Source organism: Amycolatopsis sp. NPDC051106, assembly GCF_040682775.1.
In the GTDB taxonomy this organism is placed as follows: domain Bacteria; phylum Actinomycetota; class Actinomycetes; order Mycobacteriales; family Pseudonocardiaceae; genus Amycolatopsis.
Genome location: NZ_JBFBBQ010000014.1, coordinates 87,624 through 111,192, shown reverse-complemented (window position 1 = coordinate 111,192; position 23,569 = coordinate 87,624). Strand labels below are relative to the sequence as shown.

Annotated in this window: 24 protein-coding genes; 6 read left to right on the top strand and 18 right to left on the bottom strand. The window is 70.5% G+C overall.

Annotated features, from left to right (window positions below; genetic code table 11):
* The first annotated feature begins 16 nt into the window (after positions 1-16).
* Positions 17-817: a metallophosphoesterase gene (locus tag AB0M83_RS14220; RefSeq protein ID WP_364516880.1), complete on the top strand. Its 801-nt coding sequence runs from the start codon at positions 17-19 to the stop codon at positions 815-817.
* On the opposite strand, the gene AB0M83_RS14215 is transcribed toward AB0M83_RS14220, so the two are convergent.
* From AB0M83_RS14215 to AB0M83_RS14160, 12 genes are all read right to left on the bottom strand, one after another.
* Positions 814-1,188: a YccF domain-containing protein gene (locus tag AB0M83_RS14215; RefSeq protein WP_364516878.1), complete on the bottom strand. Its 375-nt coding sequence runs from the start codon at positions 1,186-1,188 to the stop codon at positions 814-816. The genes AB0M83_RS14220 and AB0M83_RS14215 overlap by 4 nt on opposite strands.
* Positions 1,188-1,937 (bottom strand): PhzF family phenazine biosynthesis protein, encoded by a 750-nt coding sequence (locus AB0M83_RS14210; RefSeq protein WP_364516876.1) that lies wholly within the window; start codon positions 1,935-1,937, stop codon positions 1,188-1,190. Before AB0M83_RS14210 ends, AB0M83_RS14215 begins: the two co-directional genes overlap by 1 nt.
* Before the next feature lie 65 nt (positions 1,938-2,002).
* The gene (locus AB0M83_RS14205; RefSeq protein ID WP_364516874.1) at positions 2,003-3,421 is read right to left on the bottom strand and encodes a hypothetical protein; all 1,419 of its coding nucleotides are present in this window, start codon (positions 3,419-3,421) and stop codon (positions 2,003-2,005) included.
* A gap of 14 nt (positions 3,422-3,435) precedes the next feature.
* Complete coding sequence (locus tag AB0M83_RS14200; protein ID WP_364516872.1) at positions 3,436-3,996, bottom strand: DUF3558 family protein; 561 nt, start codon at positions 3,994-3,996, stop codon at positions 3,436-3,438.
* Positions 3,993-4,490, bottom strand: coding sequence for a hypothetical protein (locus AB0M83_RS14195; RefSeq protein WP_364516871.1), 498 nt, complete (start codon positions 4,488-4,490; stop codon positions 3,993-3,995). The genes AB0M83_RS14200 and AB0M83_RS14195 overlap by 4 nt, the downstream gene beginning before the upstream one ends.
* 70 nt (positions 4,491-4,560) lie before the next feature.
* On the bottom strand, positions 4,561-5,253 hold the full coding sequence (locus AB0M83_RS14190) for an ESX secretion-associated protein EspG (RefSeq protein ID WP_364516869.1): 693 nt from the start codon (positions 5,251-5,253) through the stop codon (positions 4,561-4,563).
* A 33-nt stretch (positions 5,254-5,286) separates the two neighbouring features.
* On the bottom strand, positions 5,287-6,513 hold the full coding sequence (locus AB0M83_RS14185; RefSeq protein WP_364516867.1) for a hypothetical protein: 1,227 nt from the start codon (positions 6,511-6,513) through the stop codon (positions 5,287-5,289).
* Positions 6,510-6,947, bottom strand: coding sequence for a hypothetical protein (locus AB0M83_RS14180; RefSeq protein WP_364516865.1), 438 nt, complete (start codon positions 6,945-6,947; stop codon positions 6,510-6,512). The genes AB0M83_RS14185 and AB0M83_RS14180 overlap by 4 nt, the downstream gene beginning before the upstream one ends.
* A complete protein-coding gene (locus AB0M83_RS14175; RefSeq protein ID WP_364516863.1) occupies positions 6,944-7,519 on the bottom strand; it encodes a 4Fe-4S single cluster domain-containing protein in 576 nt (191 codons plus the stop codon). The genes AB0M83_RS14180 and AB0M83_RS14175 overlap by 4 nt, the downstream gene beginning before the upstream one ends.
* Positions 7,507-7,722 (bottom strand): DUF2997 domain-containing protein, encoded by a 216-nt coding sequence (locus AB0M83_RS14170; RefSeq protein ID WP_364516861.1) that lies wholly within the window; start codon positions 7,720-7,722, stop codon positions 7,507-7,509. Before AB0M83_RS14170 ends, AB0M83_RS14175 begins: the two co-directional genes overlap by 13 nt.
* The gene (locus tag AB0M83_RS14165; protein WP_364516859.1) at positions 7,719-9,347 is read right to left on the bottom strand and encodes an AAA family ATPase; all 1,629 of its coding nucleotides are present in this window, start codon (positions 9,345-9,347) and stop codon (positions 7,719-7,721) included. Before AB0M83_RS14165 ends, AB0M83_RS14170 begins: the two co-directional genes overlap by 4 nt.
* 49 nt (positions 9,348-9,396) lie before the next feature.
* Positions 9,397-10,296, bottom strand: coding sequence for a hypothetical protein (locus tag AB0M83_RS14160; RefSeq protein WP_364516857.1), 900 nt, complete (start codon positions 10,294-10,296; stop codon positions 9,397-9,399).
* Between the two features lie 102 nt (positions 10,297-10,398).
* Here AB0M83_RS14160 and AB0M83_RS14155 point away from each other — a divergent pair, with 102 nt between their 5' ends.
* Entirely contained in the window at positions 10,399-12,057 is a 1,659-nt protein-coding gene (locus tag AB0M83_RS14155; RefSeq protein ID WP_364516855.1) for an AMP-binding protein, read from the top strand.
* A gap of 330 nt (positions 12,058-12,387) precedes the next feature.
* On the opposite strand, the gene AB0M83_RS14150 is transcribed toward AB0M83_RS14155, so the two are convergent.
* Positions 12,388-13,356 carry a R2-like ligand-binding oxidase gene (locus tag AB0M83_RS14150; RefSeq protein WP_364516853.1) on the bottom strand — a complete coding sequence of 323 codons (969 nt, stop codon included), beginning with the start codon at positions 13,354-13,356 and terminating at the stop codon, positions 12,388-12,390.
* A 22-nt stretch (positions 13,357-13,378) separates the two neighbouring features.
* Positions 13,379-13,963, bottom strand: a complete 585-nt coding sequence (locus AB0M83_RS14145; protein ID WP_364516851.1) for a TetR family transcriptional regulator — start codon at positions 13,961-13,963, stop codon at positions 13,379-13,381.
* 94 nt (positions 13,964-14,057) lie between these two features.
* Here AB0M83_RS14145 and AB0M83_RS14140 point away from each other — a divergent pair, with 94 nt between their 5' ends.
* Positions 14,058-14,681 (top strand): HAD family hydrolase, encoded by a 624-nt coding sequence (locus AB0M83_RS14140; protein ID WP_284743011.1) that lies wholly within the window; start codon positions 14,058-14,060, stop codon positions 14,679-14,681.
* On the opposite strand, the gene AB0M83_RS14135 is transcribed toward AB0M83_RS14140, so the two are convergent.
* Complete coding sequence (locus tag AB0M83_RS14135) at positions 14,678-14,923, bottom strand: hypothetical protein (protein ID WP_364516849.1); 246 nt, start codon at positions 14,921-14,923, stop codon at positions 14,678-14,680. The two genes, AB0M83_RS14140 and AB0M83_RS14135, sit on opposite strands and share 4 nt — an antisense overlap.
* Before the next feature lie 132 nt (positions 14,924-15,055).
* Between AB0M83_RS14135 and AB0M83_RS14130 the strand changes: the two genes are divergently transcribed.
* Positions 15,056-15,445, top strand: coding sequence for a cold-shock protein (locus AB0M83_RS14130; RefSeq protein ID WP_364516953.1), 390 nt, complete (start codon positions 15,056-15,058; stop codon positions 15,443-15,445).
* On the opposite strand, the gene AB0M83_RS14125 is transcribed toward AB0M83_RS14130, so the two are convergent.
* From AB0M83_RS14125 to AB0M83_RS14115, 3 genes are read right to left on the bottom strand one after another with little or no spacing between them, the layout of a single operon-like run.
* Positions 15,442-15,918 carry a DUF2771 family protein gene (locus AB0M83_RS14125; protein ID WP_364516847.1) on the bottom strand — a complete coding sequence of 159 codons (477 nt, stop codon included), beginning with the start codon at positions 15,916-15,918 and terminating at the stop codon, positions 15,442-15,444. The two genes, AB0M83_RS14130 and AB0M83_RS14125, sit on opposite strands and share 4 nt — an antisense overlap.
* An 11-nt stretch (positions 15,919-15,929) precedes the next feature.
* Positions 15,930-17,816 (bottom strand): MFS transporter, encoded by a 1,887-nt coding sequence (locus AB0M83_RS14120; RefSeq protein ID WP_364516845.1) that lies wholly within the window; start codon positions 17,814-17,816, stop codon positions 15,930-15,932.
* A 49-nt stretch (positions 17,817-17,865) separates the two neighbouring features.
* Positions 17,866-18,633, bottom strand: coding sequence for a glutaminyl-peptide cyclotransferase (locus tag AB0M83_RS14115; protein WP_364516843.1), 768 nt, complete (start codon positions 18,631-18,633; stop codon positions 17,866-17,868).
* A 50-nt stretch (positions 18,634-18,683) separates the two neighbouring features.
* Between AB0M83_RS14115 and AB0M83_RS14110 the strand changes: the two genes are divergently transcribed.
* On the top strand, positions 18,684-20,765 hold the full coding sequence (locus AB0M83_RS14110; protein WP_364516841.1) for a DUF3027 domain-containing protein: 2,082 nt from the start codon (positions 18,684-18,686) through the stop codon (positions 20,763-20,765).
* Positions 20,746-23,568 (top strand): molecular chaperone Hsp90, encoded by a 2,823-nt coding sequence (locus tag AB0M83_RS14105; RefSeq protein ID WP_364516839.1) that lies wholly within the window; start codon positions 20,746-20,748, stop codon positions 23,566-23,568. Before AB0M83_RS14110 ends, AB0M83_RS14105 begins: the two co-directional genes overlap by 20 nt.
* Position 23,569 lies beyond the last annotated feature (1 nt).

Sequence of the window (23,569 nt, the reverse complement as noted above, 5' to 3'; positions counted from 1 at the left end):
GGCTTATCGTCACCGGATGAGCAAGTCCACCTACGTTGTGGGCGACGTGCACGGCCACCGTGACGAACTGGCCGAGGCACTGCGCGCCGAAGGCCTGGTCGACGACGAAGACAACTGGTCGGGGGCGGAGGACCAGCTGTGGTTCCTCGGCGACTTCGTCGACCGCGGCCCGGACGGCGTCGGCGCGATCGACCTGGTCATGCGGCTGGAGGAGCAGGCCGCCGCCGCCGGCGGCCAGGTGCAGACGCTGCTGGGCAACCACGAGATCCTGGCACTGGGGATGTACCACTTCGGCGACGAGCCGGTGCCGTCCGACTTCGGCCCGCGCAGCTTCGCCCGCAGCTGGGAGATCAACGGCGGGCTCCTGTCGGACCAGGACCGGCTGACGCCCGAGCACATCGAGTGGCTTTCCCGCCGTCCGCTGGCGGCGGTGGCGGCCGACCACTTGCTGCTGCACTCCGACACGCTGGAGTACCTGGACTGGGGTTCGACCGTCGAGGAGATCAACGAGGCGGCGGGGGAGATCCTGACGGGCTCGGACATCGAGGCGTGGTGGGACGTGTGGCGCCGCATGACGACGCGCTACGCGTTCCGCGGCCCGGACGGCGAGGAGAACGCCCAGAAGCTGATGGACGCGCTGGGCGGGTCCCGGATCGTGCACGGGCACAGCGTCATCGCCGACCAGCTGGGGATCCACCCGACGCAGATCGAGGGGCCGTTCCTGTACGCGGGCGGGAAGGCCCTCGGCGTCGACGGCGGGCTGTTCGTCGGCGGGCCGTGCCTGGTCGTGGAGCTGCCGTACGAGCCGGAGTCCTAGGCGATCTCGACGATCTCCTTGCCGAGCGGCATCAGGGACACCGGGATCATCTTGAAGTTCGCCACGCCCAGCGGGATGCCGATGATCGTGACGCACAGCGCGATGCCCGTGAACACGTGCCCGATCGCCAGCCAGAGCCCGGCGAAGAGGAACCAGATGACGTTGCCGAGGAAGGACGCCGCGCCCGCGTCGCGGCGTTCCACGACCGTGCGGCCGAACGGCCAGAGCGCGTAGCGGGCGATGCGGAACGACGCCAGCCCGAACGGGATCGTGATGATCAGGACGCAGCAGACCACGCCCGCGAGCAGGTAGCCCAGGGCCATCCAGAAGCCGCACAGGACGAGCCAGATGATGTTCAGCAGCGTGCGCATCAGACGTGCAGCTCCCCGGTCACGACGGTGACGGCCTGGCCGGCGAGGTGGACGCGGTCGCCGTCCTGGCGGGTCTTGACGACCCCGCCACGGGCGGAAACCTGGTGGCCGGTGAGTTCGGTCTTTTGGAACTTTTCGGACCAGTAGGGCGACAGGATGCAGTGCGCCGAGCCGGTGACGGGGTCTTCGTCGATGCCGACGCCCGGCGCGAAGAAGCGGCTCACGTAGTCCTCGCCCTTCGCGGTGACCAGCAGGCGTCCGGTCCAGGTCGCCTTGAGCTTCGCGAGGTCGGGTTCGAGGTTCCTGACCGTGTCGGCGTCCGCGAGGACGGCGAAGAGGTTCTCGACGCCGCGTCCGACGTACTCGATCTCGACACCGGGGAGGATTCCGGACAGATCGTCGTCGGTCGGGGTCGGTGGGTCGGACGGGAAGTCCAGCTCGACCCAGCCACCGTCGGCCTTGGCGCGCAGCTCGCCGCTTTTGGTGGTGTAGGTCTGTTCGCCGCCGAGGACGTGGGTGGCCGCGACGGTGGCGTGGCCGCACAGCGCGACCTCGACCGCGGGGGTGAACCAGCGGAGCGACTTGGGGCCGTCTGCCGTCGTGACGACGAAGGCGGTCTCGGCGTGCTTCATCTCGGTGGCGACGGCTTGCATCCAGGCGGGGTCGGCGGGTTCGTCCAGGAGGACGACGCCGGCGGGGTTCCCGGCGAAGGCCTGGTCGGTGAAGGCGTCGACGACGAAGAAGCGCATGTCCCCAATGTAGCCCGCGACCTGGGTGTGTTGATCTTTTCTCAGGGAGATTCCGGGGTTGTCCCCTACGACTCCCCGATGGTGGGCTTGACGATCTTTTCGCCGTCCGGGCCGCGTTCGGGCTTGAGGTCGAAGACGTCCTCGTCGACCGCGTACTTGTTCTTGTGTTCCTGGTCGTCTTCCTTCTTCTTCCCGGCGGCACCCGCGGCCCCGGCGGCACCCGCGCCCTTGCCCTTCGCGGCCGCGGCGGCGGTGGCCCCGCGTTCGAGACGTTCACCCGGTGCTTTCCCTGTTCCGGCGGCTTTGCCTTCGCCTGGCGCTTCCTTCGGGGAACCGGTGTAGCCGCCCCCGGAGACGCGCGAGCCGGCGAACCCGGCCCCGGCGCGCCCGGCACCGGACTTGCCGCGGGTGATGTCTCCACTCGAGCTGCCTGTTCCGCCGGCCGTCCCGGGCATGGCGATGCCGTCCGGGGTCATCCGGGGGAAGGCGCCCGGGGCGGGCGTGCCGCGGAAGCCGGTGTTGCCCCCGCCGAAGTTCCCGGTACCGCTGGTGACCCCGGGCTGCACGAAGTTCGGCGGCGTGGTGCCGGGCGGCGTCACGCCGGGCGGGGTGGTGCCGCCGCCGGGGACGAAGGTCCCGCTCGTCCCGCCGGGCCCGGTGACGGTCCCGCCGCCGATGGTGGGGGTGCCGGTGAAGGAGGTGCTGCTGGTCCCGCTGGTGCCGTGGAAGCCGGAGACGGAGGTGGAGTCGTTCCCCCCGAGCTGCGGCGGCGGCGCGTAGGTGGGCTGGGAGCTGGCGGTCTCGTGGTAGGTGCCATCGAGGTTCTGCAGCACCTGCACGGCTTGCTGGTGCGCGGCGTCGGCCTGCTGCTGCTTGGCCTGGATGCCGGCCATGGTGCCGCTCATGCCGATGAGGTCGCCGTTGTTGTACTGCTGCTTGGCCTTGTCGAGCTCGGCTTGCTGGTTGAAGCCGGTGGGCTCGGGCATGTTGTTCTTGGCGTACGACGCGGCGGCGGACTGCTGGGAGTAGTGGTTGCTGACCAGCTGCATGGCGTTGCCGGTCTGTTCCGTGTGTCCCGCGGTGTTCTGGAAGAAGCCGTTCGCCTGGTCGGCGGCGGGACCCTGCCACGAACCACCGGCGGCCGTCGCCGCGTCGCGGAACTGGTTGGAGGCATCGGCGAGCCAGTTGCCGTACACGTTAGCCACGCGGCTGCGATCGTTGATGCCCTCGATGTCGAGATCTTTGTGCACCATGTCGTACAGCACTTCGTGCGGGCTGTTCGCGTAGTTCTCACCCGGAGCCGGCGAGTCGCCGCGGAGGTTTTGGCCCGCCTGCAGGACTTTTCCTTGCGCGACGGAGTAGTCCGATGCGGCCTTCTCGGTCAGCCGCTGACCGTCTTGGCCGTGGCCGTGGAGCTTCTGTGCGGTTTCCGCGTAGTAGTCACCCTCGGACTGGCGATGCTGCGCCCGGTGCGGCTGACTCATGGCTGGACTCCGTCTCAGTTCTTCGGCAGCAGGGGTTCGATCTTCGCGGCGACCTCTTCGACCAGCTGGCAAGCCTTTGCGGTATCCGAGCCCGAAGCCAGGAGCACGAAGGCGCGAGAGTTGGGCTTCACTTCCAGCCACACATCACATTGCCCGGGAGAGTTCATCGGTTCGCGTTCCATGACCGCAGGTCGCCCGTTGACGTTGCCTTCACTCGCTTGGCTGGGGTTGCCGACGTTTTCCTTGTATCCCCGGCCCGAGTCGAGGGAAAGCCCTATGTCCACACCCGGTGTATTGCCGGAGGTCGGCTTGGTGGTTCGGCAACCGTGCTCCGGATTCGCGACCAGCGGTTCGGCCTTGGGATAGCCCTGGCCGGTGAGCGCTTGGTCGATGATCGAGCACGGACTCAGTCCGGAGAACGGGTCGTCGGGGCCGGTGGTCGCGCTCTCCGCGGTGGAAGTGGTCGATCCGGCCGCTTGTGAGCTAGGTGCGGCCTGACCACCCACCTGGCTGGTGCATGCGGTCAAAGCGAGTGCCGACACGGCGAGCGCGGCCGCGGCGCGTCGTACGGTCACTGCTCTTGCAGCCCCTTGTTGAGCTGACTGAAAGTCATGCTGTGAGCATCCTCTGTTTCGCGGTAGTTCTTGCGTGCGATCACCATCGCTTCGCGCGCTTGCTGGACCCCGTCGCGCATCCGGAGCAAATTGGGAATCAACGATTGCTCATCGCCGTCGGCAACCTTCACATTGAAAGCAGCGACGGCCTTGGCGTACTCGCTGCCGCCCATCTTGGCCTGAGCTGACAGTTCGCGAACGTCAAGGATCATCCGGTTGTAGCCGTCGAGGAAGAAGTCGCAGGCCTTGATGTACGCCTGGAACCCCTCTTCGTTCACCGCGAACTGGCCACTCTGGGCGAGGTCTTTCAGGTGGCTCCCACCCTCGGAGACCCGCTTTGCGGCCTCGGAGTCGGTGGGTCCATCGAGCAGCCCGGAGAGGAAGTTGGTCCCCGCATCACCCGCCGTGGGTGGGGGTGTGAACGATCCCGGTGCGCCGAACTGTGAACCGCTCATGACGCCCTCCCAGTCGTCGACACCACCCTGCGTGGTCCTCTCGCACTGTACTAGTGACGAACCGGCCGCGTCAGTGGTTCCGGCCACGCTCCGACAGCCACGTGCGCAGGTGAGAACCATCCGATGGGGTGAACGTCACGCGGGTTTCGCCGCCCGGTAGCGCCTCGCTGAACATCAGGAAGCGGCCTCCCGCGTTGTCGACGAACGTCACCGTGCCCGCCGGCCGGAGGACGTCCGACGCGCGGACCGACAGCTCGAACGTGCCGTAGCGGTGCAGGGGCCACGCTGAGAACTCCGTCGCCGCGTCCGCGTCGCGGCGGGTGCCCGGCTCGATGAACGTCAGCTCCGCCAGCGGCACCGGACGGTACGCCGGGAGCATGCCGACCACCAGGTCGGCCAGCCGGTCCGGGCGGGTCTGGGCGAACAGGATCTCCTCGCCCGCCAGCTCCGAAAACACGCCCAAGCCGTGGCCGATGGCCGCGCGGTAGAACACCGTGCGGCCCTCCTCCACCGCGCGGACGATGACCAGCACGTCCGGCTGCGTCCACGCGCGGAGCGTCTGCTCCACCTCGATGTCCAGCTTGTCCGGACCCGCGAGACCCCGCGACCGCATCGACTCCCACGAAAGGGCCGCGATGCGCTCGTTCTCCGCCAGCGTGCGGCCGGGGCTGCGGATTTCGAACGGGTGCCAGTTCGCCGGGAGACCGGTACGCCGGACCGCCGTGTCGACCTCAGCCAGGCCCAGTGAAAATTCCTCCGGCACGTCCCCGAGCGTAGCGGAACGGCCACCCCGCGCTCAGATGTCGAGCTGCCGCACACCCGTCTCGCGCAACGCCATCCGGCCGGCCGTCGCCCGTTTGCGCAAGCGGACGATTTCGTGTGGCTGTAACCCGATCGCGACGCCGAACGCCTCCACGTCCGGGAACCCGCCGTGCCGCTGCCGCAGTTCCAGTGCCTTGGCCACCTGCTCCGGCGAAAGCAGGCGCGCCAGCTCCGGCCCCGAAGCCGTGTTCACATCCAGCAACGGCACCGGAAGCGGCGCCGAAACAGGAGCCGGCACCGGAGCCACGACCGGCGGCGGAGCCAGCGCGGGCGCGTCCGCCGGGACGTACGCCTCGATCGTGTCGTTCTGCCGCAGGTCCCGGAACGCCAGCCCGACGGTGAACGTCCGCGTCCCGCCGTTCGTTCGCACGGCCACCCCGCCCCGGGCCAGCGATAGGATCCGGAGGTCCGACGCGACGACCGTGCTCCGCTCGTTGAACGTCGTCCCCGCCGGCCGCAGCACCCGCGCCCGCGTGCCCACCGTGAACACCGAGCCCCGCCCCTCCGGGACCTCGACCGCCGCCACCACCGAACCGTTGCCCAGGTCGTTGAGGCCGTGCACGACCGCGACGCCTTCCCGCCGCTCCAGATGGTCGTGCGCAGGCTCGTGGAACGCGGTCAGCGCGTCACCCACCATGGGCGGCACGTCGCACTGGAAGCCGAGCAGCACCGTGCCCGGCTGCCCGGCCGGCAGCTCTTCCACCGGCCCGGGACCGAACAGCCCGAGCACCCGCATCGGCTGGCCACTCCGGGACAGCGAGACCAAAGAACCGAACCGCAGGACCCCGTCACGAACGAGCACTTGGACGTGGAACCCGGTCAGCGGGTCGTACGCCGGCGCCAGCACCGAAGCCAGACCCTCCTGGCGGCTCAGGTCCGGCCCGACGGTGTCATCGGTGTACAGCTCCAGCGCGTCGCCGGTGCCGAGGTCGCGCCGCCCCACCGCGACGAAGACGTCCTTGAGGAACCCGGCGTCGGTCACCGGCTCGAGGTCGCTCGAGAAGAACTTCTTCCGCACCATGATCCCGAGGCGCAGGTTGTCCGCCAGGATCCGGTCGGCGCGCTTCAGCCGCGCGCGGGCGCCGCGGACCGCACGCCCGAGGCTCACCTGCCCGCCGGGCAGCTCCCCGAGGCCGGGGAGGGTGACCGAGTCGTTGAGCGCCTTCCCGAACTCGATCAGCCCGACCCTGACCTCGGTCACGACGTGGCGGCCAGGGTGACGCTGATCGACTGGTCGGCGTTGACGCGCTCGGACTCGACGACCATCCCGTTCGAAGCCGCCCGCTGCTTCAGGCGGGCGAGAACGGCGCGCTGCACTTCGGCGGCGTACGCCTCGTCGACCGACAGCACCAGCCGCTGGGCTTCGGCTTCGGCGAGACCAGGTCCGTCGACGTGCGCCATCTGGACGCCGTCGGGGCCGTAGCCGAACGTGATCCGCCGACCTTCCCACGCGGCGACGACGGAGTTGCCGTCGTCGGTCACCTGCGCGCGCAGCCCGGTGAGCGCGCGGGCCAGCAGGTCGCGGTGGCGCATCCGGGTCCGGACGGTGACCACACCGGCCTGCAGGTGCGCGGCGATCGTGGCGGCGTTGAGCTGGGCCAGCGCCTCGCTGCGCAGCTTGAGCGTGACACTCATCGGTGATCCCCTTCGAGCAGCGCTTCGAGTACTTCGGTGGTGGCGAACCCGTTCAGCTCGATCGCGCCGTCCGGGGCGATCGTCAGTTCCAGGCGGTTCGGGGTGGTGAAGATCGACTCGTCGTAGCGGCCGGTCAGGAAGTGGAACCGCTGGTTCACCGAGCCGACCCACGGCCGCGACGTCTCCGGCCGGTCGGCGAGAAAAGGCCCGTCCACCAGCAGATCCGTCGAGTCCAGGAGCTTCGACGGCGGCAGTTCCTCCAAGACGTGCCCGGTGAACGTCATCACCGAGAGGCCCTCCGCCCGCACGGCCGCGGCGAACTCACCCAAGGGTGAGGGCTGGTCGAACGGCTCCCCGCCCAGCAGCGTGACGCCTTCGATGCCCTCGATCGCCAGGACGCGCGAAACCAGGTCCTGCCACGGCAAGAGAGTGCCGCCGCGGGTCGTCCACGTCTGCGGGTTGAAGCAGCCGGGGCAGCGCACCGAGCAGCCCTGCGTCCACACCGCGCACCGCAGGCCGGGGCCTTCGGCTGCGGTGACGTCGACGATCCGGTGGAGGTTCAGGAGTTCCATTGCGACTGCTGCTGCGAAGCCGTGGTCTCTTCGGTGGCCGACGTGCGCCGGTAGTCCTCGGTGAACTCCGACGTCACGGTCTCCGCGCCGAGCAGGTCCTCGAGCAGCGGGATGTAGTCGAGGCACTTGGACCCGGTCACGCCGTGGGTTTCGGCGCTGATCGAGCCGTCCTTGCCGATGGTGACGGTCACGCGGTGCGTCATACGTCGATCGTCCTTCCCCTCGGGGACTCCGGCGGTGCGACGGGCGCGGGAGCCCCGACGTCATCGGCGCTGCCGGAGGTGTCCGTCGCTGCGACGGCCCGGGTCTCCGCCCAGTTCCGGATGGCCAGGATTTCGTCGGCCTGGGTGACCGATAGCGGCACGGTCGACTTCACCGCCCGCACGAGGTCGTCGCGGCGCAGCGGCCGCTTCTCGGCGAACGCGTCGACCAGCCCGGCCAGCACGGCCTGCTCGATCTCGGCGCCGCTGTACCCCGCGCTGACGTCGGCGAGCTCGGCGAACAGCGCGTCGTCCATCCGCAGCTCGCTCGCCACGAAGGGGTCGGTGACGCGCCGGCGCAGGTGGATCCGCCAGATCGCGACGCGCTCCGGCGCCGAAGGGAGGTCGACGAAGAAGATCTCGTCGAAGCGGCCCTTGCGGAGGAACTCCGGCGGCAGCGAGCCGACCTGGTTCGCGGTGGCCATCACGAACACCGGCGCCGTCTTCTCCTGCATCCACGACAGGAACGTGCCGAACACACGCCGCGCGGTGCCGCCGTCGCCGCCACCGCCCGCGCCGGCGAGGCCCTTCTCGATTTCGTCGACCCACAGCACGCACGGCGCGATGCCTTCCGCGGTGCGGATGACCGTGCGGATGTTCTTCTCGCTGGAGCCGACCAGGCCGGCGAAGACGCGGCCCAGGTCCAGGCGCAGCAGCGGCAGCCGCCACATGTTCGCGACGCACACCGCGGACAGGCTCTTGCCGCAGCCGGGCACGCCGGTGAGCAGCAGGCCCTTCGGCGCCGCGAGGTTGTACGCCGACGCGGCGGGCGTCCACGTGCCGGTGCGCTTGGTGAGCCAGCGCTTGAGCCGGTCCAGCCCGCCGACGGCGTCGAAGCTCGTCTCGGCGGGGACGATGTCGAGCATCCCGGACCGGCGGACGGCCTGGCGCTTCTCGGCGAGGATCAGCTCCAGGTCGCTGGGGTCGAGCCCGCCGCCTTCGACGAGCGCCCTGGCGAACGCGTTCTCCGCTTCGGGCAGCGTGAGGCCGCGCGCGGCGGCGACGATCATGTCCCGGTCGTCGCGGTCGATGCTGATCCGGACGTTCTGCCGGTGCGCGGCGACCATGCCGTCGAGCAGCTCGCCGATCTGGCGCTGGTCGGGCAGCGGGAAGTCGACGACGGTCGCGTCGTGCTCCAGCTCCGGCGGCACGGGCAGCGACGGCGACACGAGGATCAGGCTGAGCGGCACCGGCCGGGTCTTGAACGCGGCGGCGAGCTCCCGCAGCCGGCGGACGACCTCCGGATCGGGCCGGTGCCCGCCCTCCGAAACCAGCGACGGGTGCAGGTCGACGAAGACGAACACGGCGGGCTCGCCCCAGCCGTAGACGCGTTCCAGAGCGGCCGACGCGGCGCGGGTCTCGGAGATCGGCGGGCCGCCGGCGGGAGCGAGCCCGGTGGTGGACGACCAGACGTAGACGCGGCGCGGGGTCCGCAGCCGCTGCTGGTCTTCGGCGACCGCGCGGATCTCCCGCAGCACCCGCTGCTCTTCGTGCGTCTCGACGACCAGCAGCGGGTAACGCGCCTGCAGCAACTGGGTCAGCTCGTCGCGAAACCCCTGGCCGGCCATCGATCGCCCCCCTGAAAGTCCCGTCCGGACACTACCAGCGCCCGCTCGGTCACGCGCCGACGACGAGGACCTCGTAGGTCGGGCTGGTGGGCGGGTCGCCGCTGAAGATGTGGGAGTTGACGACGGCGAGCTTGCCGCCGATCTTCACCGCCGAGACGGGCTGGTCGAACAGCGGATCCGTGATCGTGCCGCCGGGTTGGCCGTGGCTCAGGTCGCCGTCGAGGCACCACCGGCTGATGGTGTCGTCGAGCTGCACGGCCCAGAGCCGGTGTCCTTCGAGCACGAGGCTGACGACGCTGGGCGCGTTGACCCCCGCGATCTCCCGGCTGGCTCCGGTGACCGGGTTGATCGTGTACACCTTGCCGGGGATCGTGGCGGCCACTAGCAGGGTGTCGCCGGACGGCGTGGCGATGATGTCGTTCATGAAGAAGTTCCCCGGGGAGCCGCCCGCACCGGGCCCGCTCAGCGGCAGGGTGCGCGGGGTTCCGAGCACGCCGGCCACCACCGGCACGAAGAACAGCTGCGGGTGGTACGAGTCGGTGAACCACGCGCCGGCCGGGGTCACCACGACGTCGTTGACGTAGGACGTCTGCGGGTCGCCGAAGGTGAAGTCCGCGACCTTCGCCTTGGTGCGGACGTTGTAGACGTAGGCCTTGCCGCCCTTCGCGCCGGCGACGAACAGCAGGTCGTGGCGCCGGTCGAGGTCCACGCCGGCGGCCATGACCCCGGGTGGTGCCTCGATGAAGCGCTCGGCGGTGCCGCGCCTGAGGTTTTCGCGGAAGATCGTGCCGGCGATGAGGTCGCCGGTGTAGTAGTCACCGCCGCCGGCCGCGGTGATGCCTTCGGCGGACATGGCGCCGGGCAGCACGATCACCTTCGTCGCCGCTGCTGCCGGTGTGGCCGGCACGAGCAGCAGGATCGCCGCGGCCAGGGCCAGGATTCTTCGCATCGGGTTCCCTCCCTTTCCCAGGTGGATCCTGCCACCGGGCTGGCTGACCCGGTACCGGGTTCTTAGACTCGGCGGCAGTCACCGCCGACTTCAGGAGGCACCATGCCTGACGCGCCCGCCCTGCCGAGCTACGCCTCGGGGATCTCCGAGGTTCCGCTGCTCGGGGACACCATCGGTGACAACTTCGATCGGACGGTGGCCGCGTTCGGGGACCGGGACGCCCTCGTCGACCGGACCGCCGGCCGCCGGTGGACCTACCGGGAACTGGCCGCCGAGGTGAACGCGCTGGCGCTGGGTCTCGTGGCGCAGGGCATGGGGAAGGGCGACCGGGTCGGGATCTGGTCGCCGAACCGGGCGGAATGGACCTTCCTGCAGTACGCGACCGCGAAGATCGGCGCGATCCTGGTCAACATCAACCCCGCCTACCGGTCGCACGAGCTCGAGTACGTGCTCAACCAGGCCGGGATCCGCCTGCTCGTCGCGTCGGACGCGTTCAAGACCTCCGACTACCCCGCGATGGTCGACGAGGTCCGCGAGAAGTGCGCCGCGCTGGAACACGTCGTGATCCTCGGCAGCGACAGCTGGCAGACGCTGATGGACGCCGGCCGGCAGGGTGACCCCGCGCAGCTGACGCACCTGCAGGCCGGGCTCTCGGCCGACGACCCGATCAACATCCAGTACACCTCGGGCACGACCGGCTTCCCCAAGGGCGCCACGCTCAGCCACCACAACATCCTGAACAACGGCTTCTTCGTCGGCGAGCTGTGCAACTACACCGAACGGGACAAGGTGTGCATCCCGGTGCCCTTCTACCACTGCTTCGGCATGGTGATGGGCAACCTCGCGTGCACCAGCCACGGCGCCTGCATGGTGATCCCGGCACCGGCGTTCGATCCGAAGGCGACGCTCGAAGCCGTCGCCGCCGAGCAGTGCACCTCGCTCTACGGCGTGCCGACGATGTTCATCGCCGAGCTGAACCACCCGGACTTCGCGAGCTTCGACCTGTCGTCGCTGCGGACTGGGATCATGGCGGGCTCGCCGTGCCCGGTCGAGGTGATGAAGCAGGTCATCGACCGGATGGGCATGAGCGAGGTGTCCATCTGCTACGGCATGACCGAAACGTCACCGGTGTCGACGCAGACCCGTTCGGACGACTCCATCGAGCGCCGCGTGTCGACGGTCGGGCGGGTCGGGCCGCACCTGGAGGTCAAGGTCGTCGACCCGGAAACCGGGCTGACCGTGCCGCGCGGCGAGCCCGGCGAACTGTGCACGCGCGGGTACTCGGTGATGCTCGGGTACTGGGAGCAGGCGGACAAGACGGCCGAAGCGATCGACGCCGCCCGCTGGATGCACACCGGCGACCTGGCCGTCATGGACACCGACGGGTACGTCAACATCACCGGCCGCATCAAGGACATGGTCATCCGCGGCGGCGAGAACCTGTACCCGCGGGAGATCGAGGAGTTCCTCTACACGCACCCGGACATCCTCGACGCGCAGGTCATCGGCGTCCCGGACGAGAAGTACGGCGAAGAGCTGATGGCCTGGGTCCGGATGCGCGAGGGTGCCTCGCCGTTGACCGCGGAGAAGGTGCGGGAGTTCTGCGAAGGCAAGCTCGCGCGCTACAAGATCCCGCGGTACGTGCACGTCGTCGAGGAGTTCCCGATGACGGTGACGGGCAAGGTCCGCAAGGTCGAGATGCGCGAGAAGTCGATCAGCCTGCTGGGCTTGGAAAAGGCAGCGTCGGCGAAGCACGCCTAAACCGTCCGGGGCGGTCGCGCGTGACACCTTCGCAAGGATCGTCTCGCGAAGGGAGTGGGCATGACTCGAGGTTGGGAGTGGTCCCGGAACAACGAGTGGTCCCGGGGCAACGACTGGAGCCGCGGGAACGAGTGGCGCCGACTCTGGGACTGGTGACGTGATGCGCTTCTGGGACTGGTGAACCGAATGCAACGTCAATGGGAGTGGTGAAGCACATGAACCGACACTGGGACTGGTGATCGCATGCACCGCATCTGGGACTGGTGAGAAGTCCGTGAAGGGCACCTTCAGGGAAATATAAGCCCTGAAGGTGCCCTTCACGGCACGTCGTCAGGAGGCCGCCGCGGCGGCCTCCGCGATCGCCTTCGCGTCTTCTTCGCCGAAGGTGTCCTCGAGGTGTTCGGGCGAGTAGTCCAGGTCGATCTGCTCCACCGGCATCCCGCGCGCCGACTCGATCGCGCCCAAGCGGCGCTGGGCCCGGTCCGCCGCGTACTGGATGATCTCCTCCGGGTCGTTGTCGAACGGCACTTCCTCGAACTGGTCCTGCACCCACTGGATCATGTTCAGCGCGTGCGGCAGCAGCTCGCCCATCCGCTGCTGGACCGCGTCCCACAGCGAGTCGTCCGCGGCGACGTGCCGACGGCAGGTGAACGTGCCCCAGGCCATGTGCCGGCGTTCGTCGTCGCCGATGCGGCGGACCAGTTCCTGCATGCCCGGCAGGATGTTCTGCTGGGTGCAGATCAGCTGCCACGAGTAGTAGCCGGTCAGCGCGAGGCTACCCTCGATCACGTGGTTGTACGTCACGCTCGCGCGGATCTGGTTGAGCGGGCTGGGATCGTCCTCCAGCGCCCGCAGCGACTGCGGTAGTTCCTCGTAGAACAGCTTGCGGTAGTGCGGGTTCTCCGCCACGAACGGGTGGAGGTCCTGCGTCAGCCCGACGGCGTCCATCCAGCGCCGGAACACTTCCGTGTGCTTGGCTTCCTCGAAGCAGAACTGCGTCAGGTACATCTCGTCGCCGAAGCGGCCGGTCGCCGACATCGCCCGCATGAACGGCTGGATGTCCTCGGTGACGGCTTCTTCGCCGGCGATGAACTGCGCGACCAGGTACGTCGTGCTGCGTTTCTGCTCGTCGTTCAGCGTGTCCCAGCCTTCGCGTTCTCGGCTGAAGTCGATGTCGGCGGGGTTCCAGAACTTCTTGTTGCCCTTGACGAACAGGCGCAGCGGGAACGAGTCCCAGTTCAGCCCGCCCTTGCGCAGCGAGGAGAAGCCGGTCCGCAGCTCGGAGAGCGTGTCGGTCATCGTTTCACTCCATTGTGGACGATCAGGGGACGAATCGGCGGATGGCGGGTTCCAGTACGGCGGTGACGGCGTCGGCCGCCTCCGTCGCCGAGTGCGTCGGGAGCACCAGGTGCGACAGTGAAAGCCGCACCACCGTCTCCGCGAGCAGGGCGGCGGCTTCGGCCGAGAGCCCCGGTTCGAACTCCCGGTACTGCTCGGCGGCGAGGTCCGCGGCCGCGGTGAGGATCGGCTCGCCCCGGCTGGTCAGCAGGGGTAGCAGGTCCTCGCCGGCTTCGGTGCCGAGCGCCGCCGCGACCAGGCGGTTCTCCCGCGCGTGCTCGATCGTGTAGACGACGGCGTGGTGGATGCCCGCCAGGAGCCCGTCCGCCGTTTCGAACCGCTGCCGGATCCCGTCGAGGAACTCCGACGCGGTGCGCAGCGCCACCGCCTGGGTCAGCGCCGCCTTGGTGCCGAATTCGTTGTAGACCGTCTGCCTGCTCACCCCGGCCCGGGCCGCGACGTCGGCCATCCGCAGCCCCGCGTAACCGCCTTCCGGCAGCAGGTCCGCGGCGGCGTCGAGCAAGGCTTCCCGGAGGGACGCCTTCGTCCGGTCAGTGAAGCTGGTCACACCCTCACCTTGACACAGATGTCCACACTGTCAAGACGCTGTACATGATTGGTTGGCGTGTAAATCTGTCGGTGGTGCCAGTTACCGTGCAGGGGTGGGCATCACGGTGGGGTTCGACCTCGACATGACACTGATCGACGCGCGGCCGGGCATGGCCGCGGCGATGAACGCGCTCGGCGCCGAATCCGGCCTGCCGCTGGACGGCGACGCGTTCGCGGCCAACCTCGGCCCGCCCCTCGACGACATCCTGCGCGGCTTCGAAGCGCCCGAGGAACGCATCCCGGGGCTCGTCGACCGCTTCCGCGCGCTGTACCCGGACATGGTCGTGCCGAGCACCGTGGCCCTGCCGGGCGCGGTCGAGTCGCTGCGCGCGGTCCGCGCGGCGGGCGGGCGCACGCTGGTCGTCACCGGCAAGTACGGGCCCAACGCACAGCTGCACGTGGACGCGCTCGGCTTGGACGTCGACGAGGTCGTCGGTGAACTGTGGTCGACGCGGAAGGCGGAGGCGCTCCTGGCGCACGACGCGCGGGTGTATGTCGGAGATCACGCCGGCGACATCCGGGGCGCGCTCGCCGCGAGCGCGATCCCGGTCGGCGTCACGACGGGCCCGTGCGATCGCGCGCTTCTGCTGAGCGAAGGCGCCGAAGTGGTGTTCGACTCGCTGACGGAGTTCCCGGACTGGTTCGAGCGGACCTTCGCGGGGAGCGCGGTGCCCTAGTCGCCGGTTTTCTTGGCCCTGGCCTCGAAGACCAGCGCGAGCAGGCCGAGCAGCAGGCCCAGCGGGGTGACGACGCCGGCGCCGACGGACAGCCAGATCGGCAGGTTCTCCAGACCGGCGGCGAACATGATGAACACCGTCAGCACGGCGATCATGCCGAGGGCGAACAGGCCGATGCCGATCCGCATCAAGAACGGTTTGCCGGGGGCGGCCACGGTGGTCTCCTTCGTCGCGGTCGTCATGACTCGAAGGATATCGGCCGGTATCGACTTCTCCCCAGGGCGTGTGGCGAGATACCCTTTCAGGAGCGCGCCCTGGGTACGCCCCCGGGCGCGTTCGTCATGAGCGGGACAGCAGAAGGACTGGTGAGGGAAGTGCCGACCGGCAAGGTCAAGTGGTACGACGCGGAGAAGGGCTTCGGTTTCGTCACGCAGGACGAGGGTGGCGCCGACGTCTACATTCGCAAGGCCGCGCTGCCGCAGGGCGTCGAGGGGCTCAAGGCCGGGCAGCGGCTCGAGTTCGGCGTCGCCGACGGCCGTCGCGGCCCGCAAGCGCTTTCCGTCCGGCTGCTCGACCCGCCGCCGTCCGTCGCCGAAGCGCGTCGTCGCCCGGCGGAGGAGCTGCACGGCCTGATCGAGGACATGATCAAGCTGCTCGAGCTGAAGGTGCAGCCGGACCTGCGGCGCAACCGCTACCCGGATCGCAAGCACACCAAGCAGATCGGCGAGATCATGCGCGCGGTGGCCCGGGACATCGATCCCTAAGCCTCGAGCCGCAGGCCCCAGACGTCGCTGGGCAGCAGGCCCGACTCGCCGGTGCCCGCGTTCAGCACGGCGGTGTACCGCTGCACGTCGACCGCCGAGATGCGGTCCGCGGGCGTCGGCGGCGTGACGGTGTAGGCGTAGCGGTCCAGTGAGGTGAACGGGATCGGGTCGCTCTGCTTGAACTCGCCCCGCGGGGTGACGTACTCGTAGACGATCTGCCACGGCGCGTCGGCGACCTCGCCGGGCACCGAGATCTGCACGGGCTTGCCCGGGCGGACCTTCAGCGTCTGCGTCGCGCCCTTCGCGCTGCACGGCTGCGCGAGCTGCTGCGAGTAGTCGCACGTGAGCACCGGCGTGGTGTTGATGGTGTGGCCGTCGGCGTAGAAGGTGACCTCGGCCGGGCCGGGCGCCGAGCAGCCGGCCACCGCGAACCCACCGGCCGCAAGCAGGGCCACCACCCGGGAACGTCGCATGGACTCAGACCCTACCGGCGGGCCGACGGGTCCCTGGGCAGGCCCTGGGCCGGGAAGCTGCCGGTCGGCTCGGGCCGCAGCGGCCGGTCGCCGCCGAGGCCCGGCACGAGCGAACCGCCGCGGCGCACCAGGTACGTCTGGGTCGTCCCGATCGCCAGCAGGATCGTGATGACCAGGAAGCCGATCCAGTAGGTCGGCGGCAGGAGCAGGCCGATCGCGCCGCCGCAGCACCAGGCCAGCTGCAGCACGGTCTCCGAGCGGCCGAACGCCGACGCGCGCGACTCCTCGGGCAGGTCCTCCTGGATCACGGCGTCGAGGCTGATCTTGGCCAGCGCGCTGGCCGTCGCGCCGACCAGGCCGACGATCGCGGCCGTGGCCAGGCCGGGCAGGATCGTCGCGACCAGCGCGGCCAGCACGCAGCCCGCCACGCACCCGACGATCACCTGGTCCGGGCTGCCGAACTGCAGCCGCGAGCCCAGCGCGTTGCCGAGGAACCCGCCGGCTCCCGCGGCGGCGCCGATCACGCCGAGGAGGAGCAGCTGCATGAACGGCGTCTGCCCGCTGCCTTCGGTCTGGGCCTTCACCGCGAACGCGGCGAACATCATCAGGAACCCGGTGAGCACGCGCACCGAGCCGTTGCCCCACAGCGCGACGACGATGTGGCGCCCCATCGGCTGGCGCCGCTTCTTCTCCGTCGGGTGGGCCAGGAGCGACGTCGGCACCTCGCCTTCGGTCGCCTCGACCCAGGCCGGGATCCGCATCGACTGCACGGCGGCGGCGACGCAGATCAGCGCGGTGAACCAGAGCGCGCCGGCCGAGCCGGAGATCGCGTTGATCCCGCTGGCCAGCGCGCCGAACGCGCCGGCGGCGACCAGGCCGAACGTCGTCAGCCGGGCGTTGGTCTTGGAGAGGGTGATCTCCGACGGCAGCACCCGGGGCGTCACCGCGGCCTTGAGCACGGTGAACGACTTCGAGAGCACCATCATCCCGAGCGCGGCGGGGTAGAGCAGCCAGTCGTCGAAGTGCAGCGCCATCACGACGGCCATCAGGCCCTGGCCGACCGAAGACGCGCACATCGCCAGCCGCCGGCCCCGCTGCACCTTGTCGAGCGCGGGGCCGATCACCGGCGCGACCAGCGCGAACGGCGCGATCGTGATCAGCAGGTAGAGCGCGACCTTGCCCTTGCTCTCGCCGCTGGTCGCGGCGAAGAACAGGGTGTTGGCCAGCGCGATGGCCATCGCCGCGTCGCTGGCGTAGTTCAGCATCACGGCGTAGGTCAGCGAGGTGAGGCCCGACTTCTCGGCGCCGTCGGCCTTCGTCGCGCGCTGGAAGGCGCCGACGGCCTGGCCGGTCAGCTGCCGGCTGCGCATCGCCGCGACCCGCGTGACGGTGATCTTCTTCGGCAGCTTCGGCGTGCCACCCGGGGTGCGCGGCTCCTCCCGCGGCGGCAGGGGCTCCGCCTCGGGCGGCCGCGGTTCGCCCGCGTAGCCACCGGTGTCGTAGTGCTCGTACTCACCGCTGCCGGGACGGCGTTCGCCCTGGTAGAACCCGGGCTGCTCGCGGCGGACCGGCTCGGTGCGGTTCGGGTCGTAGGGCCGGGCACCGCGCGGGGGCGGCGATGGCCGCTGTCCCATCGGCGCGGCGGTGGTCGGGGCCTCGTGCGGCGCGGGGTCGCCGTAGTAGCCGCCACGCGGCGGTGGCGGGACGGGCCGTTCGACGCGGGTGGGCGGCGGCGCGCTCCGGTGCTCGACGCGGGTGGGCTCCGCCCGGGTGGGGGCGGCGGCCTCCCGCCACGGCTTGGCCTGCGCGGCGCCCGGCTCCGGCGTCCAGCGGCGCTTCGACTTCCGGCCGCGCTGCTGCGAGCCGGAGCCGTCGGAGCGGGAGCCGAAGAGTGCCACGTCTCAATCCTGCCTTACCGAGGGTCGGTTCCGCCTGCTCACCCGTGCTTTACGGGGTCTTCGGGACGAACCTCACCCGGAACGTGACCTGCCACTGCTTCCCGGTGAGGAGGAATTCGTCCGTGCCCGGCACGGCGGCGATACCGTTGAGCACGTCCTCGGTGCCGGTTCTGTTCAGCTGCGCGCGGAGCCGACCTGCGTCGATGATCCCGGTGACGCGCCCGGTCGCGGCGTCGATCCGCAGGACGGTGTCGGTGTGCCAAACGTTTGCGTAGACGTCGCCGCCGACGCACTCGAGCTCGTTGAGCTGGTCGCGCCCGACGTCGACGCCACCGGTGACGGCGAAGGTCTTCGGGTCGCGGAAGGTCAGCCGCGCCGAGCCGTTGCTCATGACGAGCCGGCCGCCGGCCTGGTGGCAGAGCCCCCAGCCTTCGCCTTCGTATCCGACGCGGCGCAGCTCGGCGAGGGTTGTCGCGTCGCGTTCGATGGCGAAGCCGTCCTGCCAGGTGAGCTGCCACAGCGTCGGCCCGAGGACGGTGACGCCTTCGCCGAAGAGCGGCGAGGGGAGCGTGGCCGTGGTCCGGGGCGGGCCGCCGGGCGGTCCGGCGGTGAGCGTCGACTGCCCGGCGAGGCCGGTGCTTTCGTAGAGGGTGCCGCCGGCGAACTCGAGGCCTTCGGTGAAGGCGGTGGGGTCGTGCGGCAGGGTCGAGACCACCTCGACGGTCAGCTGTTCCGGGCTCGTCTCCTGGCCGGGGGCACTGGCGCAGCCGCCCAGCGCGGCGGCCACCAGCAGCGTGGTGATGATCGGCGTGCGCACATGAACAGCCTGGCACGGGCGCCGAGGATGCGTGCGGCACAATTGGCCGCATGACGCTGCTGCTGACCCTCGATGACGGTTCCGTGCAGCGCAAGCTCGCCGATGCGGTGGAGTTCGCGCGCGCGGCAGTGCTCGACGAAACGCCCGAGGAGCAGATCGGCACCCACGTGGGTGTCACGCGGGAGGACGCGGTCACGGCGAGTCACCTGTTCGAGGCCCAGGTCCCGGGTTACGGCGGCTGGCGCTGGTGCGTGACAGTCGCCTTGGCGGGCGACGACGAGCCGGTGACGGTCAGCGAGGTCGTCCTGGTGCCGGGGCCTTCCGCCTTGGTCGCGCCGGCGTGGGTGCCGTGGGAGCGCCGGGTGCGCGCGGGCGACCTGGGCGTCGGCGACATCTTCCCGACGGACGAGAACGACCCCCGCCTGGCCCCGGCGTACCTGCAGTCGGACGACCCGGCGGTGGAGGACGTCGCCCGCGACGCCGGCCTGGGGCGCGTCCACGTGCTGTCCCGCTTCGGTCGCACGGAGGCGGCATCCCGCTGGCACGACGGTGAGTTCGGGCCGCGTTCGGACATGGCCCGCAGCGCGCCGGACGTGTGCGGGACGTGCGGGTTCTTCGTGCCGCTGGCGGGTTCGCTGCGCGGGGTGTTCGGGGTGTGCAGCAACGACATCGCCCCGGCGGACGGCCACGTGGTGGACGTGGAGTACGGCTGCGGCGCCCACTCGGAGGTCGAGGTCGAGGTGACGTCCTCGATCCCGGTGGCGGAGCTGGTGTACGACGATTCGTTGTTGGACTTCACGCCGGAGCCCGCTGAGGTGGTGGAGACGGCGGCGGCGGAACCCGAGACGGGGATCGCGGAGTCGGACGTGTCATCGGCGGAGGTGGAGCCGGAGGTCGTCGCGGAGGCGGGCGAGGTGGCCGGTGGGGTTGCCGAGCCGGCGGCTGACGCTGAACCGGTGCCGGCCGAGGCGGCCGTTGTGGTCGCGGAGCCGGTGGCGGCGGAGTCTGGCTCGGCTGAGGGTGCGGTGGCCGAGCCGAAGCAGGCCGCTGTGGTTGCCGAACCGGTTGCGACCGAGCCCGATTCGGCGCAGGTCGAGGCGGCCGGTGCGGCTGCTGAGACGGTCACGGCCGAGGGGATCGCGGCGGAGCCGGCCCAGGCCGAACCGACCGATGTTGCCGCTGAGTCGCAGGCATCCGAGGCACAGCCCGATGCGGCGGCCGAGCCGGTTGCGACTGATGCGGCTGCCGTCGCGGCAGCGGCGGATTCCGCGCAGACCCAAGTGACGGTTCCCGAGCCCGAGCAAGCAGCGACCGCCGAGGTTGCCGAGCCGGTGGCGGCTGAGCCCGACGCGGCCCAGGTTGCGGCGGCCGAGAGTGAAGCGGTCGACCCAACTGTGGCGACCGATACGCAGGATGCGGCTGCCGAGCCGGTCGCGGTCGCGGCGGAACCTGCCGCGACCGATGCGGTCAACGAGCCGCACGCTGTGGCGACAGAGCCCGCGGCCGAGCCGGTTGCGACTGATGCCGAGCAGGCCCAGGCGGAGCGGAGCGAGGTGGCAGCCGAAGCGGCTGCGCCTGCGGATGCTGCCGTGGCCGAGCCTGCGGAGGCCGAGCCGACCCAGGCTGAGGTGACCGACGCCGCGCCCCAGGTCGACGCTGCCGAGCAGGCGGGTGCGACCGATGCCCGGCCGGGCGAGGCCGAGGCGACTGAGTCGGCTCCTGCCGGGGCTGATGTTCCGGAGTCCGCCGAGGCTGAGCCAGCCCAGGCCGAGGTCGCCGACGCGGGGGAGATCGCTGCGCCGGTGGCGGCTGAGGTGACCGAGCCTGCCAAGACCGAGCCCGCCCAGGCTGAGGTGCCCGAGCCTGCCGAGGCTGAGCCGACCCGGGCTGAGGTCACCGATGTGGCCGAGACCGCTGCGCCGGTGGAAGCGTCCGCTGAGGTGAGCGCTGCGCCGGTTGAGGACTCCGTGCCCGAGCCCGCCGAGGCCGAGCCCACTCAGGCCGAGGTCACCGACGCCGCTCCCGTGACAGAGCACGCGGATGAGCCGCCCACCGCCGCTCTCGCCGACACTGTGGTCCCCGATGAAGCGCAGGCCGATGTCGATACCGCCGGTGAGCAGCGGAACCTCTGAGCCGCACGGGGCCGGGGATCCCTTCGGCACCGCGCGGCTCCGTGACTCCACCCTGCGCGCCTGGCAGGACTCGCCCACCCGGCTCCTCGAGGACACCAACGTCGAGCAGGACCTGCGCGTCGGTGCCTATCGGGATCGGCTCTTCGTCGAACTCGCGCAGAACGCCGCCGATGCCGCCATGGCCGCCGGGCAGCCCGGCCGGATCCGGGTGTCCCTCGTGGGCCGGGAACTCAGGTTCGCCAACACCGGCGCGCCGCTCGATGCGCGCGGCGTGGCCTCCCTCGCCTCGCTGCGGGCGTCCGGGAAGACCGGGGACACCGTCGGGCGCTTCGGGGTCGGTTTTGCCGCCGTCCGTACCGTTTCCGACGCTCCCAGCGTCGTCTCGACCAGCGGCGGTGTTGTCTTTTCCGCCGAGAAAACACGCGCTGCCGCGAACATCGAAGGTGACGTTCCCGTCCTGCGTCTGCCCTGGCCGGTGGACGCCGCCGTCCCGGACGGCTTCGACACCGAAGTCCGGCTGCCGCTCAGGGATGACGTCGACGGGCAAGCCCTGCTCGATCAGCTCGGCGCGGACATCGGGGACCTGCTCCTCGCCCTGCCGTGGCTGGCCGAGGCCGATGTGGACGGTCGCGTGTGGACTCGGACGACCATCCAGGACATCGTGGAAATCCGGGGTCCGCAGAGGGAAACCCGGTGGCTGACCCATCGCGGCGACGTCGTCTGGGCGGTGCCGGTCGACAAAGAGGGTGTTCCGAAGCCGCTCGCCGAAGACGTCCTGCACGCCCCCACCCCGACGGACGACGGCCTCTCGCTGCCCGCGAGGCTGCTCGCCTCCGTGCCCGTCGAACCTTCGCGGCGCCGGGCGCTGCCCGGGTCCGAGCTGACCAAGGCACTTGAGCATGCCGCCGCCGAGTACGTCCGGCTGGTGCGCTTGCTCCCGCCGGAACAGCGGTTCGCGCTCGTGCCCGTTCCGGGCTTTCCGAAGTCCACGGTGGACTCAGAGCTGCGTGACGAAGTGCTGGCGAACCTCAGTTCTGAGCCGTGGCTGTCCACTCAGGACGGTGGCGAGGTCGCCGGGCGGCAGGCGAAGGTGCTCGACGTCGACGTACCCGGCCTGCCCGAACTGATCGCCGACGTCGTCCCGGGTCTGCTCAAGGGCGCGGCACCCGCCAGCGTGCTGAAAGCCGTCGCGGTACAGGTGATCAGCGTCGAAGAGGTGCTGGAAACGCTTACCGGAGTCGCCAGGGAACCGGGCTGGTGGCACGACGTTTACGCGGCACTCGCCAAGGCGGTCGAGTCCCACGCGCTCGCGAGCGAGCGGCTGGACGGCCTGCCTGTGCCGCTCTCCGACGGCCGGACGCTGCCCGGCGCGAGGGGCAGCCTGCTGGTCGAGGGTTCGGCCGAGCTGCTCGACCTCCTGTCCGATGTGGACATTCCCGGGCTGCGGCTGGTGCACCCCGCCGCGTCGCACCCGTTGCTGGAACGCCTGGGCGCCAAGCAAGCCGACGCTCGTGAGCTGCTCAACGCCGACCAGCTGCGTGACGCCGTCGAGCGCAGCGTCGAAGACGTCCGGTCCGGATTGGACGGTACGACGCTCGCAGGCGCGGTCCTCCGGCTGATCGCCGACTGCGGGGACGACGCCCCGCGGTGGGTCGGCGCCCTCGCCCTGCCCGCCACCGACACCTGGCGGCGTGCCGACGAACTCGTGCTTCCCGCGTCGCCGCTCGTCGAGATCTTCGACGAAGAGGTCTTCGACGAGGACGGCGCGCTCGACGTCCTCGACGAGGACTTCGCCGAAGACTGGCCGGACGACACGCTCAAGGCCGCCGGCGTCCTCGACTCGTTCGCGGTGGTCACCGACGACGAGCCGCACGAGCCCGACCACGACCTGCCGGACGAGGAAGCCTGGTGGGACTCGCTGCCGGAGCCGCCGTCGACACTCGTCGCGATCCGGGACCTCGACCTCGTCGCCGACGACGCCTGGCCCGCCGCGCTGCGCCTGCTCGCCGCGCGCCCGGAAACCTTGCGCGCCCTGCGCGTGCCCCGAGGACACGCCGCCTGGTGGATCGCCCAGTACGCCGTGCTCGGCGGGCTGGCCCCGAGCGAGTGGCGCCTGCCCGGCGCCGACCTGGCCGGGCTCTACGACGAGGTTCCCGACCTCGGGCTGAGTGAGGAACTGCTCAGGGCCGCCGGGGTGCGAACCGACCTGACACTGTCCACTGTGGATGAGGCCGAGGACGTTCTGAAGCGGCTCGCCGATCCGGAGCGGACGATCTCGAGTGGACTGATCACCCGCGCTCACGACGCCGTCGTGGACTCCGGGTTCGAACCCCGGCCGCCGGAAGCGGTCCGGGCCGCCGACGGGTCCGTTGTGGACGGTGCGCTGGTCCTGGACGTGCCCTGGGTGGCCGGGGCGCTGGAGCCCGACCAGTACGTCGTCGCGCCCGAGGATCCGGAACGCCTCGCGGACCTGCTCGACCTGCCGCTCGCCAGTACCGAACAGGCCGCTGTGACCAGCGAAGGCGAGTACGCGCCGTGGGCCGAGCTGCCCGCGCTGAAGCTCGTTGCCGACCAGCTCGGCATCCGGTTGCCCGAGGGTGGTGTGCTGGTGCACGACCCGCTGACCGTGTCGATCCAAGGCGCCGACCACGACGTCCAGTGGTGGTCCGATGACCGGCTGCACGCCGCCGACACCTCCGAAGGCCTGGCGCGCGCGTTCGCCTGGGCGGCCGGGCGCTGGCCCGACCGGCACCTCATCACCGCGCTGCTCGACGACCCCTCGCCGCGGACGCTGCTGGCGTAAG